Origin of the sequence: Flavobacterium sp. LS1R10, assembly GCF_003968825.1 — a bacterium.
Taxonomy (GTDB): domain Bacteria; phylum Bacteroidota; class Bacteroidia; order Flavobacteriales; family Flavobacteriaceae; genus Flavobacterium.
Genome location: NZ_RYDH01000002.1, coordinates 166963 through 182891, shown reverse-complemented (window position 1 = coordinate 182891; position 15929 = coordinate 166963). Strand labels below are relative to the sequence as shown.

Below are 15929 nucleotides of genomic sequence, written 5' to 3'. Positions count from 1 at the left end.
CCCGGCATCACAAAAATTATTTTTAACGGAAAAGAAAGTCATAAATACTTTCTAAAAAAATTTGGTCAAATAAAAGGCATCACATATTATATGATGCCTTCCACAAATCCTGTAAATACTATGTCTTTTGAAAACAAGTTGAAAATTTGGTCGACTTGTTTTCAATAATTTATAAGTACCTTTCTTCAAAAACTTTTTGATGGTGTTTTTGATGTCCAATCATAATAAAACCTATGGCTCGAACTGAAACAGCAGTATTTGAGGCAGTTCCAATTCTCTTTAATTGCTCTTCAGATAAACTTTTGAAAAGAAATAAATTCGAATGTCGCACCGCTGAGAATTCAGTTAGTAAATCTTGAATACTTCTATTGGCAGCTTCAGTATTATTTACATAATCATTTTCATCAAAACCAGGCAAAGCTGTTTGGTCATTTCTTGAAATTCGCAACGCACGATAGGCAAATATGCGCTCCGTATCAATTACATGCTGAATAATTTCCTTGATATTCCACTTCCCTTGCGCATATCTATAATCAAATTTATCCATTGGAATGTTTTGAATAAAATGGATAAAATCATGTAATGAAATTTCTAATTCTTCCATCAAATTTACGTCTCCCAAAGCATTTATATACGGAGTATAAAAAGAGGCATATTCGTTTTCGGGTAATTGAGTTGACTTCATATTTTATCGTTTAAGCGGAGTTTCTACTGGCATTAGTATTTCCAAAAAGGGAACGGGTTACAATTTTTTCGTATACTTGTATCAAAGCTTCGTCAGGGGTATTTTCTTTATTTAATTCATTGATACGCAATAAAGCATATTGTTGTATTGTTAATAGTGGCAGTACTATACGTTCTCTTATTTGAATTGATGCTTTACCATCTGGATAATTTTCCATAAGCTCTTTATGACCTGCAATTTTCAAAAGTAATCTTTTTGTTTCTAAAAATTCATCATAAATAATTTGCCAAAATGTTCCAAATTCAGGATCTTTTCTCATGTAAGCAGTCAATGGGAAAAATGATTTGGCCAATGACATCATACTGTTTTCTAATAAGGTTTTAACAAACAACGAATTATCGTATAAATCCTGAACTTTATCCCACTGATTTGTATCTTCAAAATGTTTTAAAGCTGTACCTACACCAAAAAACCCGGGTACATTTTGCTTCAATTGGCTCCAAGAACCTACAAAAGGAATCGCTCGTAAATCAGCAAAATCTAAATGTTCTGATTTACTTCTTTTAGAAGGACGACTTCCTATGTTTGTTTTAGCATAATACTTCAACGTACTCATCTGCTCTAAATAAGGAATAAATTTTGGATGATTTTTAAAGCTTAAATATTTCTCATATCCTAAACCAGCTAATTGATCCATTATGTTTTTTTCGTCCAAAGTCAATTCATTTTGACCTTTGCTGAAAACCTGATTGGTTACTCCGGCACTCAATAAATTTTCTAAATTGTAGCGACAGGAATCCAAAGTTCCGAAATTAGAACTAATCGTTTGACCTTGTACAGTAACCTGAATTTCGTTATTTTCAATATTAGGCCCCAATGAAGCATAGAACTTATGTGTTTTCCCTCCGCCGCGCGCTGGTGGACCGCCTCGACCATCAAAGAAAATTACTTTTACACCATATTTTCTGGAAATTGCAGTAAGTTCTTCTTTGGCCTTGTAAATACTCCAATTCGCCATCAAATATCCTCCGTCTTTTGTACCGTCAGAAAAACCAAGCATGATGGTTTGCTTATTATCTCTGTTCGTTAAATGTTTTGCATAACCAGGATTAGTATATAATTTTTCCATGATAGCATGTGCATTTTGCAAATCATTAACCGATTCAAAAAGCGGAATAATATCAACGGGAGGATTTTCCCAATTGCTCAAACGAAATAACGCAAAGGTCTCCATCACATTAAGTGCACTTTCATTATTACTGATAATGTAACGGTTAGCGCCAAATTCTCCGTTTTTTTCCTGAATTGTTTTTATCGTTTGAATGGATTCGATTGTCAAACGCGACATTTCATTTGAAAACACAGTAGCATCAAGATTCCCACTTACATTTGATAAAATCGTAAACTTTTCTTTTTCTGTTAATTCAAAATAATTTTTCGGAAAAACAGAGGGATTTGTTTTTAAATAAAAATCCACTATATCTTTGAACACAGCATCATGAATTTTACTGTTCTGACGTATGTCTAATGACGCAAAATGAAATCCAAATAAATTTACTTTTATTAATAGCGCGTCCAATTCATCCAAATATAACGATTGATGCTGATCGATAATTATTTGTTTAATTTTATTTAATTGTGATTTGAATTCATCCAAAGTAATGAAAATTTCTCCTGTAGAATAAAATACAGACCTATAAAGTTTTTGTTCTAATTCAGTCACTAAAGTATCTACACCAGAGAAGGTTAGTTTTCTTTTTAAATTCCTAATTTCGATATAATAACACTTTAAAATGGAGGTTCGCAAACGTTCCGCTACTTTCAGCGTTATTTCAGTAGTCACAAATGGATTTCCATCACGGTCACCGCCTGGCCAAAATCCAAGTTTAATCAAAGGATTCTTTATGGAGTTGCCGTTAAAAATGTTTTTTTGCAAATACTGCACGATCTCGCCTGAAGTTTGATAAAAAACATTTTCAAGATACCAGATCAAACTTACTGCTTCGTCAAAAGGATTTGGTTTTTCGTTTTGAATAAAAGGCGTTTTTCCTAATTGAGCCAGTAACTGTTTAATTTCAAGCAAGTTATTTTTTCGAATCGCTTCGGTCAAATCAGTAATTATCCCAAGAACTGCTCCCGGATAAAATTGCGTAGGATGCGCCGTCAAAACTGTCCTTACATTGAAATCTTCCAGAAAATCAATCAATTCCTCTTCCTTGTCTTTTGCATCTGATTTTTCTTTGATATCTCTTAAAGATCCTCGTCCTTCCATATTATTAACAACTGGAAAAGCAGCATCTTCAATAGCATCAAACAAAACAATTTGGCGTTCGATATATTGAATAAAACGAAACATAATATCGATTTTTTCTGTTTCTGAAGGATCATGTAAATACCTTTTGGCAAAAAAATCAAAAATTTCTTTTGGAGTTTCTTGCTTTTTAAATCCTGTATCACAAATATCTGCAAACAAAGGAAGTAAAGCACCCGTATTATCTATGGAGTGAAATGGCAATGTTATAAAAACACTATTATAAATGTGATATTTAGAGAGGACATCTTGATTAAAACGTTCAAGTTTGGGTAGTGTGTACATAATTTTGTTGTAGTTGGTTGTTGGTTTAGTTAATTTTTCATAAAAAAACCTCAAGAACTAACTTGAGGTTATATTTATAATATAGTGCATTCAAGAGTAATTACATATTTTTGAAAATAGTATGCATCAAACGCTTCTTATCATTTATACTTTCCTCAAGGGAAATCATTGTTTCGGTTCTATAAACACCATCAATATCATCAATCATAAAGATCACATCTTTAGCATGCTTGGTATCTTTTGCTCTAATTTTACAAAAAATATTAAATTTTCCAGTGGTGACTGAAGCTACTGTTACAAAAGGAATTTCGTTGATACGCTCCAAAACAAACTTCGTTTGAGACGTATTATTTAGAAAAACACCAACATAAGCAATAAAAGAATAGCCTAATTTATCATAATCAAGCACTAATGAGGATCCCATGATAATACCGGCATCTTCCATTTTTTTTACTCTAACATGCACAGTTCCTGCTGAAATCAATAATTTTTTTGCAATATCCGTAAATGGAACTCTTGTGTTGTCTATCAACATATCTAAAATCTGGTGATCTACTTCATCTAAACGAAACTTACTCATAATTCTTTAATTAATATTATTAATTACTATAACAAAGTATAAAAATATACATAAAAACAACAAAAAGACGTAAATATTATATTTTTATCATTCCGTTAACAAATTTCACGTTATTATCTAAATAAAAATCAGCTTTTTGATTCAATTTAGGAATATCGTTATGATCATCTTTGTATAAAGCTCCTTTAGCATCATATTCGAAATGACCAAAATAATCCTCTAAATCGCCTATTTGTGAAACATAGGCATTAAAACAGACCTGATTTTCAATTAGCTCTTCTTTGTATTGTGCTGCAAAATTGGTGATAATTTCGATACCATCATAATTTATTTTGATGTTTTTATACATAAAATCATAAAAAACGACTTTATTCTGAGAAATACTCAAATATTTGTCAATTCCATTATCAACTATAACGTTTTCGGAGAGTATCCTAAAACTTGAAATTAAACTCATAAAAACGTATTTTCGTGTTTCTTCCCTTTGATAATCATTCTCAAAATGACCCGCTTCAAACAATAAAGTGGGCACTCCTAAAAACTGAAACGTGTCTCCAATGCAATTTATATTAAACGAATCATCAAAACGCCCAATCTGATTGGGAAGATAACGCTGTAAATCCTCATTTATTCCGGCAATCAAGTTGATCGCTTTCAACCTAGATTCATTTATATCTCGATTTTCATTATAGGAAGGTGCTAAAAAAGATACTGTTGCAGGTTTCCCGGTATCATCTACACCAAAAATAGTACGCTGATCATGCAAGTTAAAACAATAATCAGGCTCAAAGGAATCAAAAGCTGCCCTTAACAGCTTGCTTTCTGGTTGTGTCAGCGCTTGCGAATCGCGATTTAAATCAACTTTATTGGCGTTTTCTCTTGTGTATAATGTTGCACCGTCAGGATTCAACATCGGAATGGTGTAAAAAGTAAAGAAGTCTAATAATTGGTGTGCTAATGCAGAACCACTATGCAGTACATTAAAAAAATCGAATAGCGCTTTTGTAGTTGTACTTTCATTTCCGTGCATTTGGGACCACAGAAAAATTCTCGTTTTTCCTTTTCCAATTTCATACGAATAAATAGATTTTCCAAGAACTGATTTTCCTAAAATTTGAAGTTGATTGTTCGTGTTTAATTTTTGCAACAAAGGCTCGATTGATGTTAAAGTGACGTACCGTCCACGAACGGATTCTTCCTTAAACTGATCGAATAATTCTTCTAAATTCATACCATTTTATTTGATTTACAAAAGTAAACATCTTTGCATTTACATTTGTAAACATTCAAAACAAAGAATATTTCAATACTGTAAACACTTTTCGCCAGTTAAACCAGGTAGAAAATCCGGCAAATGTTAACAATTGTTATAAATTTATTTTATAATAATTAGAATTTTGTTTATCAATTAATTATGTGTATTTATTAAAAGTATAACTTTAGTTTATTAGACTTTTAAAATACTATTTATACCTTTAATTTTGATACGTAAGCTTCTTTTGATTACATTTGTAACTAGTTAATTTTTACATTAATTTACAATGGTAAACATAGAAGATTTTATAAAAAGATTAGAGATTATACTGGACTACTACAATTTGAATGCCTCTTCTTTTGCAGATAAAATTGGTGTGCAACGCTCCAGCCTGTCTCACCTGCTTTCTGGGAGAAACAAACCAAGCTTGGATTTTATACTTAAAATTTTAGATGTTTTTCCTGATGTTGATTTGTATTGGATTCTGAATGGAAAAGGAACCTTTCCAAAAAATGCGGAAGAGTTTAACACTAGAGAAAGAATTATTAATCAGGTCTCTGAACAAAATATCCCTGCTCTGGCCAGTGATCAAATAATCTCTGAAAATTTATTTTCTGAACTAAAAAATACTGTTTTGATTCCTGCATTGGAAACTAAAAAAAGTGATCCAATAAATAGTCCTGGTGAAGCGGTTGCTTCTGAAATTGACACCATTGTTATCTTTTATAAAAATGGCTCTTTCAAGAGTTATGTTCCAAATTAAATAAATAACCCCAATTCTGATTTTAGAATTGGGGTTATCGATTAAAAAAGCATTTTTGAAAACAAAAATCTATTTTCTTAAGACAAAAATTGACGTTACACCCGCTTCCGCTCTCGCATTTACGGGAGCAAAATCACCCGAACCAACAGGAAAACTATACGTTAGTACTTGTCCTCCTGCATTTAATCTTTCAGCAACATATATGTTTTTTGTAACACTGTCATAAGCCACAGCCACAGGATTGCCTAAAAGTGAATTAGAACCATAAATCCGTACTTGATTCGTTACTGCAATTGTTCCCGCAGCAGCAGTTGAAGCGAAAACAGTTGAGAAATTTTTAATTATAATTAATCCACCATCAGTGGCTGAAGCAGCACTGGCAAATAATTTGACTATTGGTGTTGTAGTTAATAAATTGGTAAGCGTAATTTTCCCGGAGGTATTACTGGATGTCATCAAATTTAATTCTGCCGGGCTAGTATCAGAATCATTATTATTGTATCAAGCGAAAAATAAAACTAAAAATGCGGTACTAATAACCAAATGTTTCATGTTGTATATTTTAGAGTTTTAATACACTTACGAGAAATCAATTATATGGTTTTAACATTTTTTAAGTTTTTTTAAGAGTTATTCAAATGAGTATCCCTGTTCTGGAATTTTACCCTTGACTCCTATAAAATGTTTTTTCAAAACGGTTATATCGGCCTCAATATCTCCCGAAGGAAAAATAGGATTTCCTAAATTAATTTCTTTTTTTCCAAAATCAAATGCAATAGGAATTACAGGAACCTTTGCTTTTAAAGCAATGTAATAAAATCCTGTTTTAAGTTTGCTAATCTTTTTACGGGTTCCTTCCGGTGCTACTGCCAGACGAAAAACCTTTTTTCTTTGAAAAATAGCTGCAATAGAATCCACTTTATTCAACCCTCCTGTCCTATCAAGCGGTTCTCCACCCATGTATCTAAAATAAAATCCCAAAGGAAAACGGAATAATTCCTGTTTGCCTACCCAATTCATTTGTAAACCGGTTATTGCTCGGATAAAAACCCCTAAATAAAAATCATGAGCGCTGGTATGTGGCATTATCATCATGACACATTTCGTGATATTTGGATCAATACTACCCACTACTTTCCAACCCATTAGTCTGGAAAATATCCATTTGTATAATTGTTTCTTCATTCTTGCTTTCTTTCGTACAAAATAAATAATTAATATCTTATTTTTGGGTAAATCTATCATTAATGCTAAAAAAAATATTCAGCTACGTAATTCCTTTAACTATTTATCAAACTAAATCGGTTTTGAGCAAATCGATTGAGGTGACTTGGGCAAATGGGGAACTGGTCATGGATTCGCAAAACACAAATTATTCCTATGGCAGTTTGCAACGGATTCTGAGGTTAGGCTTAAAAAACATTGGATACAAAAAAATTGTGCCCATGGAGCATATTTTAGTTTTAGGTGTTGCTGGTGGAAGTGTCATCAAAACATTGGTAGAAGAAATAAAATACAAAGGAAAAATTACCGGTGTTGAAATTGATCCTGAAATAATTACAATAGCCAATGCCTATTTTGACTTGGATAAAACAAAAAATCTTACAATTGTAATTGAGGATGCTTTTGCATTTGTGTTAAAAACCCCTACTAAATACGATTTGATTATCATTGATATTTTTCAGGACACTACAATGCCTAATTTTTTATTTGAACCTTTTTTTACCAATAGGGTTTGCTCGCTTTTAAAAAGTCATGGTTTTATTCTTTTTAATACGATGTTATTAGATGAAAATCAAAATCAAAGAAATAAAAAATATGTAACCGAGTTTTACAAAAATCAATTTAAAATTAGAACTATTCCAAGAGTTGAAGTTCATAACGAACTTATTGTCATCGAGAAAATTGCCTAATCAAAACGGTTTTTCAGCTCTGAATTTTTAACATTTCCCTAGCTTTTTCTAGATCTTCTGGGGTATCAATACCAATACCAATGTGAGTAGTTTCGATCATTTTAATGCGTTTCCCAAATTCAAGATAACGCAATTGCTCTAGTTTTTCAGATGCTTCTAATGATTGCATGGGCAAACTATAAAAATCCAATAATGCTTGTTTTCTAAACGCATAAACACCAATATGTTGCAGGTACCGTACGCCTACATTTTTCGCTCTTGGATACGGAATAACCGATCGGGAGAAGTACAAGGCAAATCCGTTTTGATCCACCACAACTTTTACATTATTGGGATTATTAATCTCTGCTTCATTCGTGATTTCGCGCATCAACGACGCTAAATCTACTTTTTTATCCAAATCATTTCTAAAAACTTCAATCACTTTAGCTAAAGGTGCCGCATCAATAAAAGGCTCATCTCCTTGTACATTGACTACAATATCAACATCCAGATTTTCTATTGCTTCTGCAATTCGATCACTTCCGGATTCGTGTTCTTTGATGCTTCGAATAACGTTTCCTCCGTGAGTACGTATTTCGTCATAAATTAAATCGGAATCAGTTACTACAAAAACAGCATCAAATAATTTAGTGTTTACAGCTGCTTCATACGTTCTTAAAATTACCGTTTTATCGCCTAAATCCTGCATTAGTTTGGCAGGAAATCGTGTCGAAGCGTATCGTGCGGGAATGACTGCTATTATTTTCATTTTTATTTTTTTATTTGCGTTTAAGAGTTTTATAGCCGTTACAGCTAGACTCTTTAAAGTATAAAATTACTTCATTATCCTAATCCACTCTTGCTAGCAGGCTACTAAGTTAGTCTGTTTTTATGAATTAGAAAAACGGCACTACATTCTCAGTGCTTAATTGTAGTGTTTTACATTAGTATGAGTTTTATTTTAAGAGTTATTCTTTTTTTTTATCCCATCACACAAGCCTCCTTTACTTGGATTGATACGCTACACTTATTTATATTTGGATTTTTATCTGATTTTTGTTTTTGTTTTGGTCAGTGACTTTTTGTGGCTCTATCATATTTTCATCTCCAATACAAAATACCGAAACAAATCAGGTTCTGGTTATTTTCCTTTGTCATCTTTCTATATGTGGTTTAATTTTACAAAATAGAATCAGTGAATACCTTTTTCGGAATGAATTTGGGGTCAAATACAATTTTATCGCAGTAAATTATCTGGTGTATACTAATGAAGTGATAGGTAATATTATGCAATCCTATCCTGTTATTCCCTTATTTTCTGCACTATTTATTTGTACAGGATTGGTCACTTATTTTAAAAGTAAAGAAATCAAAAAACTATATTGAAAGCATTCCCGCTTTTGTACAAAAAATCAAAATTCCAGGAATTTACCTGCTTCTCTTCACATTATCGTTATTGGCAATTCCTGCTTTATCCGTTAAATAAAATTCTTAAAATATGTTTGTCAATTAATTAAAAAACCAGCCTATTATATAAATTTTATATGGCATTTATGAAAAGTGAACTTGAAGCCATTACTTTATGTTTTCCTCCTACTCCCGGCGAAAGTGTTATAAAAAGGAAAGACAATAAAAATAAATTCCCTACCGGAATGCTCTTTAAACAAAAAGGCTATACTGTAAAATTCATGTATGGCGGCGATTCCTTTTTTGACAATATGGGCGATTTCTTTTCAGGAAATGGATATGAAATTGTAGACAAAAAAACATTTGAACCCAACGAAATCACTTTTGCTAATATTTGGGACGTTTGCGATGAAGATATGTACAACAAAGCACTCTCGGAAATAAACAAAGAAGCAGCGGCAAATAAGCCGTTTTTTAATCACATTATGACCGTGAGCAATCACAGACCATTCACGTATCCAAATGGAAAAATTGATATTCCCGGAGATGCAAAATCTCTTGATGGCGGGGTAAAATGTATTGACTATTATTTCTCTCAAACAAACCGTCAAACAATTTCAATTGACTTTGAAACCCAATCAAAAAGCAGCTACTGATTTTTAAATATTTTATGATCAAATACCGCTCACAAAAGAAAGAACGGATTTAGTAAATGAAATGATTTCGTATCATCAAACAGTCTCGGATATGTTAAAGAAAAAAAAATATCAAAAAATTTATTAGCATAAAAAAACGGGTAAAATTGAAGTTTTACCCGTTATTTAATTGGAAATATATCGTTATTCTTTTTCGTTTGTTAAACCAAAAAGAGTTCCTTTTTCAAAAGTTTTCAAATCCTTTTTTAAAGTTTTGCTATTGCGCTTTGTAAGTTCGGCAGTATCAAGAGTACTTAAATCTGGTTTTCCGGCATTAACCCAAGCCGTGTACCAAAAACTTGCAGTGGCTGTAATGGCTTTTTTCATTTGTTGTTCAACCATTCCGTTCAACTCCGTGTGCAATTTAGCAGCATATTCGTCGGAATATAACATTCCTCCGTATTTGTTCTTGACAACATTTCCATCGGTATCCGTTACGTACATTTTGTTTTCAGCAGTTGCAGTTCTTAATTTTTTATCGGCAGCCAACAAAGGTTCCACTAAACTGTGCGTGTCAAAAACGATATCCCAAGTAGCTTTCTCCACATTGTCTAAATATATTCCTTCAGGTACATTTAATTTATACCCTTTGGCAAACAATTCCGGCAAACGGCTTTCCCATAAGGAATGAATTCCTTTTTGATTCGTGTTTTGTCCATCGTGATTGTCTGATGTATGCAACGGCATGTGTGCATCGGCAATATAATGGCCTAAATCCCCCGCAATAAATAAAATTTCATTTTTTCTTTTGTCCTTGAACGCTTTAGTCAATTTGACCATCATATCCTGAATATACCAAGGTAAAATTCCGTTTTTAGTCAAAAATTTCTCATCGTATTTCAGCTTCGCTTCTTCCATAGTTTTAGGAAACGTTTCCATAGCTCCAAAATTCTCCATGTCAAAATAATGACGGGGCGGCTCTGCTTTATCATTCAAAATATTTCTTCTCAAATCCGGAACAGTAGATTCTTGGGTAATGAAATCGATATGATTGTAAAAAAAGGTCTGCAATGGTTTTGGAAGTGCCATTACCGCCGCTCTATTGATTCGTTCATGACCAATAACGCCCCATGACAAAAGAAAAAGTGCAACTCCAAGAGCAGATAAAGTGATAAGTGTAGGTCTAATTTTAAAATTTTTCATTAAATTTATTTTTTTGAAGTACAAATGTATTTCTTTAAATCGTTATTAGAAAAAATTGAGTTTAAGATTCTGTTAATTAAAACAAGAAAACTACAACTATGTTTCGACATCAAGGAAAAAACAGAACTTTTATTCATAACCTACGTTTAGCCACTTTACTATCTTTTGTTGCCGGAATTGTAAATGTTACTGGAGTTTTATCCGTACACACGTTGACCACAAATGTTACGGGACATTTTGCCTATTTTGCCGAAGAAATAATGAAACAGAATTATATAGCTGCTATTACCTTTTTTGTATTTACTATTTTCTTCTTGTTGGGCGCTTTTACCTCTAATTTTTTAGCAGAATTAATTTCTAAAAAACATCCTGATTTATCTCATGTCATTCCTATTTCACTGGAAATGATTGTTTTGATTGGCATTGGTATTTTTGGACTAGCGTCTGAATTATCCAGCATTGAAGGAAAATGGATTGCTTTTTCGATGCTTTTTGCCATGGGAATACAAAACTCTTTGGTTACAAAAATCTCTCAGTCTACGGTTAGAACAACCCATTTAACGGGGCTTTTTACTGATTTGGGAATCGAACTGTCACAATTATTTTTTTATAAAAAACCAGAAGAAAATAAAAAATTAAAGATCAGTATTTATTTGAGATTGTCTATTATTATATTCTTTTTCATGGGCTGTATTCTAGGTGGTTTTTTGTATAATTTACTAGGCATGAAAACACTTTTTGTTGCCGCAACCTTTTTATTGTTTGCACTTTTGTATGATTATATCAGATTACAATTTCATGTGATCAAACGAAAAACCTTCCGTCATAAAACTATTTTAAATAAATAATTGAAATTAAAGTTGCAACTGCAATGAATGTCCAAAGCAAAACTCCCTGCACAAGCGGTTTTAATCCCACTGATTTCACTACATTCCTATTTAATCCGGCACCAATTAAAAACAAAGTTACCGTCAGGCCTATTTTGGCAAGTGAAACTAAATGTGGTCCTGCACTCTTCATTTCTGGCAGATAGGTATTGGCAATCATTGCCAAAATAAACAATCCTATAAAATAAGGAATTTTTATTTTTCCAGATTTATTTTTGAAAATAAATGCGGTAATCAATGCTACAGGAATAATCCACAACGCACGGGCTAATTTTACTGTTGTGGCTATTTGCATGGCTTCAGGACCAAATTTACTCGCTGCTCCTACTACAGAACTCGTATCATGAATAGCAATAGCGCACCATAATCCAAACTCTTTTTGCGATAAATCCAGCCAATGACCTACTGCAGGAAATAAAAATAGCGCTACCGAATTCAGAATAAATATCACTCCCAAAGCAACTGAGGTTTGTTTTTCATTCGATTGGATTACGGGAGCAATAGCAGCGATTGCACTTCCTCCGCAAATTGCAGTGCCACAAGAAATTAAATGTGATGTTTTTGTATCCGTTTTAAACCATTTTCCAAGGAAAGTTCCTAAAACTAAAGTGCTTACAATAGAAATAATTGTAAACAAAAAACCTTCTTTTCCGGATGAAACAGCACTGTGAACATTCATTCCAAATCCTAAACCAACTACCGAAAACTGCAACAGATAATTAGTGGCTTTATGATTCAATTCTAAAAAAGGATGTCCAAAAAGGTTGGCAACAATCAATCCTAGTACCAAAGCAATTGGTGGAGAAATAAAAATTGTGGTGCAAAACAAAAGCAATGCAACGAAAATGAGTTGCTGCAATGTGGCATTTACTTTAAAAAAAATAAAAGATTCCTTCTGAATTGCTTTTTGATTCGTTTCCAATGTAAAGTTGTTGAATTAGTACAGTACAAAGGTGGAACGATAAAACTATTTATGCCAATCGCAAATTATAATCTGCTATAACTTTAAATTATAATGATTGGAAATATTCTGAATAAACAAATCGGATAATGAATCTGTTTTTCCTTGAAGCGTAATAATATAAAAGTATCGTTCTATAATCAGGTCTTCAATATCTAATATAGCCAATTCATTGTTTTGAAGTTCTTTTTTTATGGCATGAATCGATATAAATGCCACACAATCCGAGTGCATTAAATAGGATTTTATACTTTCTGTACTTCCCAATTGCATTTCAATTTGTAGTTCGGATACTTTAATTTTAAATGGTTTCAACGCATGTTCAATAACTTCAAGTGTTCCTGAACCTTGTTCTCGCATTAAAAAACGCATCTTTTTAAGATCATCCTGAGTCACTTCATCACGACTTACTAACGGATTGGAACTCTTACAGACCAAAACCAATTCGTCTTTCAAAAACTCGGTATATTTAATAGATTTATTTTTGGATTGCCCTTCAACAATTCCTATTTCAATTTCTTTTCTTAATAAAGCGTTTTCTATTTGTTCCGTGTTTCCGTTGAGTAAACTTACTTTTACATCTTGCAATTTTTGATGGAAACGAGCTAAAAGTGGCGGAATTATATACTGAGAAATTGTAGTACTGGCTCCTAATTGCAACAATCCGGAACGTTGATTAATCAGTGTACTCATGTCAAAATTAATTTCGCGGTATACTTCAAAAATGTTTTTGGTGTGTTTCAATAATACCTCACCAGCAATTGTCAATGCTATTTTAGAACCATTTCTGTCAAACAGTTTGATTTTATAGTCCTCTTCTAATTCCTGAATGTGTTTGGAAATAGCAGGTTGCGTAATAAACAATTCGGTTGCCGCTTTTGTAAAACTCAAACGATTGGCAACAGTATAAAATACTTTCAGTCTAAAATCCATGTTGTTTAATTGTATTTTATTAAAGTAATCCGTTGTGTTTTCGAACAAACCATTCGGTTGTCAGTAAAATTGAAATTAAAACCAATAACCACATCCAATTTATCAAAGGAGTTTTGGTAACACTACTCTTTTGTATCGTCTTGTATTCCTCATTTTCTAAAAGCGTTTTAATCAATACGTCTACTTGATCTGAAAAATACGCTTTTCCTTGTGTTTGCCCAGCTAATTGCGTCAATTTCTCCACGTCGGGATTAACAAATTGTTTTTCAATATCAAAATCAAGAATTTCAAAACTACTGGAATACGTCGTTTTAGAATTTAATTCTTTTACCGTAAAAGTATGAGAACCGGCTTTCAATCCGTCAAGATTGACTTTATAGGAATTATTCCCTTTTAATAAATCGTAATTTTTCGTTTGCTTGGTTTCGGTATTTTTTACCGTTATAGTCAAACGGGCTTTTTCATCAAACTCATAATTTTTATTGAAATACTGTGCCGTTATTTCAATGGCTTCACCGGAATTATAAAAACTTTCATGTTCAACAACCAATGATTTTTTAGAATTATTAGAAGCCAGAAATTGAATAATCTTATCCATGAAAACGTCATATTTTTCAAAAGATTGATTATTTACATGTGTTTGCAAGCGCCATTTCCAACTATTTTCACCCAAAAGATAAGTGGCTCGCCTGCCTTGATTTTCTGCAAAAACCAGTAAAGGCGCATTCGTATCTATTGTTCTGATTTTAGATGAAAGCAAAACTGACACAACTCCTTTTGTAGTTACGGTTCCAAAAGCGTTTTGCAAAGGCGGTAAATCTTCAAACCCAATATTGTCCGCAGCAAACAAATTAAACTGTTTATTAAAAACCGACAAATACTCTTCTTTTTGTCCACTCATTTTAAAGCTCAAATTCTCCTGTTGCTGATTCAAAAAATTGAAATCGGTGTTGTTTCCAGTAATAATAAATGTATTAATTCCGGCAACTTTATTACTTTCAAAAATAGTTTTAAATTCAGTCGTTGGTTGGTATAAAATCAAAACATTATAATATTGTAATGTTTTGATTTCATTTGGTTTAATAATTATTACTTTACGCTGTACATTCGATTCAATAGCTCTTTTCATAGCCCCTAAATCGGGATGATTTATAGCTGAAATTATGGCAATATTTGTTTTTTGATCAATAACTTCAACTGCAAAATTCTTGGTGTTGTTATATGTATTTTTTTCTTTTTCTTTTGATGAAATTGTAACTTTAAAAACCTGTAATCCTATTTTATCAGCCGGCAAAAGTACGGGTACAGTTGCTGTCTTCTTGGATGGTGATAAGGTAATGGATTGTGTACTGAATACCGAATTCCCTTGTGAAATAACAAAATCAGCTGTTACACTTTTGGTTCCTGAATACTGCAAAAAAACTTCTACAGGAAATTTATTCTTATGAAAAGCATATTTATTAACGTTCAGTTGATTGATTTTTAAGTCAAATAATTTTGTTGTGTCGCCTAATATTACCGGATAAACTTTATTTAAGGGGTCAAAACTATAGACGTAATCATTCCCTGAAGTTTGGTTTCCATCTGTGATTAAAACTGTTGGATATACTGTGTTTTTATAAATGCTTTTTAGATTTTTGGCAACAACATCGATATTGGTTTGAGTTCCCTTAAAATCAAAAATTTCCGTAGGTTCAAAATCATCTGAAAACTGATACGTTTGCACATCGAATTTATCTTTCAAATCTGAGTTTAATTGTATTCTTTTATACAATTCTAATGCTTTTTCATTGGCATTCAAAAAAGAAATAGAACTGGAATTATCAACAACAATCGGTAAGGGTGTTTTTACCGTTTCGAAGGTATTTTTGGTTAGTATTGGATTAATCAACAACATTAAAATTCCAAAAATGGATAAAAAACGCAAAAAAGCCAAAAACCAACCGACTTTCGATTTGTTTTTGGCTTTGTAAATATATTGAAAAAATGACAAACCACCAGCTATTAGTAACGAAAGCAGTAATAATAGTAGCGTGTTTGTTGTCATTTATTCTTTATTAAAAGATTGAAGAATTTAATGATTAAAAATTAATTACGTAGTTCAAAAATCTTTAAATCTTTGATTTTTA

14 protein-coding genes and 1 pseudogene are annotated in these 15929 nt (G+C 32.2%); 4 read left to right on the top strand and 11 right to left on the bottom strand.

Annotated features, from left to right (window positions below):
* Positions 1-169: 169 nt before the first annotated feature.
* From EKL96_RS05970 to EKL96_RS05955, 4 genes are all read right to left on the bottom strand, one after another.
* Complete coding sequence (locus EKL96_RS05970; RefSeq protein ID WP_126459538.1) at positions 170-685, bottom strand: DinB family protein; 516 nt, start codon at positions 683-685, stop codon at positions 170-172.
* Positions 686-695: 10 nt separating this feature from the next.
* Positions 696-3281 (bottom strand): phosphoenolpyruvate carboxylase, encoded by a 2586-nt coding sequence (locus tag EKL96_RS05965; protein WP_126459535.1) that lies wholly within the window; start codon positions 3279-3281, stop codon positions 696-698.
* A 100-nt stretch (positions 3282-3381) separates the two neighbouring features.
* Complete coding sequence (locus tag EKL96_RS05960) at positions 3382-3861, bottom strand: Lrp/AsnC family transcriptional regulator (RefSeq protein WP_072943262.1); 480 nt, start codon at positions 3859-3861, stop codon at positions 3382-3384.
* A 76-nt stretch (positions 3862-3937) separates the two neighbouring features.
* The gene (locus EKL96_RS05955) at positions 3938-5092 is read right to left on the bottom strand and encodes a M14 metallopeptidase family protein (protein ID WP_126459532.1); all 1155 of its coding nucleotides are present in this window, start codon (positions 5090-5092) and stop codon (positions 3938-3940) included.
* Between the two features lie 310 nt (positions 5093-5402).
* Here EKL96_RS05955 and EKL96_RS05950 point away from each other — a divergent pair, with 310 nt between their 5' ends.
* Entirely contained in the window at positions 5403-5879 is a 477-nt protein-coding gene (locus tag EKL96_RS05950) for a helix-turn-helix domain-containing protein (RefSeq protein ID WP_126459528.1), read from the top strand.
* A 69-nt stretch (positions 5880-5948) separates the two neighbouring features.
* On the opposite strand, the gene EKL96_RS05945 is transcribed toward EKL96_RS05950, so the two are convergent.
* Positions 5949-6335 carry a hypothetical protein gene (locus EKL96_RS05945; RefSeq protein ID WP_126459525.1) on the bottom strand — a complete coding sequence of 129 codons (387 nt, stop codon included), beginning with the start codon at positions 6333-6335 and terminating at the stop codon, positions 5949-5951.
* A 174-nt stretch (positions 6336-6509) separates the two neighbouring features.
* Positions 6510-7064, bottom strand: a complete 555-nt coding sequence (locus EKL96_RS05940; RefSeq protein WP_126459522.1) for a 1-acyl-sn-glycerol-3-phosphate acyltransferase — start codon at positions 7062-7064, stop codon at positions 6510-6512.
* Between the two features lie 62 nt (positions 7065-7126).
* Here EKL96_RS05940 and EKL96_RS05935 point away from each other — a divergent pair, with 62 nt between their 5' ends.
* A complete protein-coding gene (locus EKL96_RS05935; protein WP_126459519.1) occupies positions 7127-7792 on the top strand; it encodes a spermidine synthase in 666 nt (221 codons plus the stop codon).
* Between the two features lie 13 nt (positions 7793-7805).
* On the opposite strand, the gene kdsB is transcribed toward EKL96_RS05935, so the two are convergent.
* Positions 7806-8543 (bottom strand): 3-deoxy-manno-octulosonate cytidylyltransferase, encoded by a 738-nt coding sequence (gene kdsB / locus EKL96_RS05930; RefSeq protein ID WP_126459516.1) that lies wholly within the window; start codon positions 8541-8543, stop codon positions 7806-7808.
* Positions 8544-9339: 796 nt separating this feature from the next.
* Here kdsB and EKL96_RS05925 point away from each other — a divergent pair.
* Positions 9340-9768 (top strand): annotated as a pseudogene (locus tag EKL96_RS05925) (LTA synthase family protein); the annotation flags it as partial.
* A 252-nt stretch (positions 9769-10020) separates the two neighbouring features.
* Here EKL96_RS05925 and EKL96_RS05920 read toward each other — a convergent pair.
* Entirely contained in the window at positions 10021-11019 is a 999-nt protein-coding gene (locus tag EKL96_RS05920) for a zinc dependent phospholipase C family protein (protein WP_126459509.1), read from the bottom strand.
* A 98-nt stretch (positions 11020-11117) separates the two neighbouring features.
* On the opposite strand from EKL96_RS05920, the gene EKL96_RS05915 reads away from it, so the two are divergent.
* Positions 11118-11867, top strand: coding sequence for a YoaK family protein (locus tag EKL96_RS05915; protein WP_126459506.1), 750 nt, complete (start codon positions 11118-11120; stop codon positions 11865-11867).
* Here the strand turns inward: EKL96_RS05915 and EKL96_RS05910 are convergent.
* The 3 genes from EKL96_RS05910 to EKL96_RS05900 form a co-directional block, all read right to left on the bottom strand.
* Complete coding sequence (locus tag EKL96_RS05910) at positions 11851-12828, bottom strand: YeiH family protein (RefSeq protein WP_233579270.1); 978 nt, start codon at positions 12826-12828, stop codon at positions 11851-11853. The two genes, EKL96_RS05915 and EKL96_RS05910, sit on opposite strands and share 17 nt — an antisense overlap.
* Positions 12829-12903: 75 nt before the next feature.
* Positions 12904-13800 carry a LysR family transcriptional regulator gene (locus tag EKL96_RS05905; protein WP_126459503.1) on the bottom strand — a complete coding sequence of 299 codons (897 nt, stop codon included), beginning with the start codon at positions 13798-13800 and terminating at the stop codon, positions 12904-12906.
* Between the two features lie 19 nt (positions 13801-13819).
* Positions 13820-15847 carry a hypothetical protein gene (locus EKL96_RS05900; protein ID WP_126459498.1) on the bottom strand — a complete coding sequence of 676 codons (2028 nt, stop codon included), beginning with the start codon at positions 15845-15847 and terminating at the stop codon, positions 13820-13822.
* Positions 15848-15929: the final 82 nt, after the last annotated feature.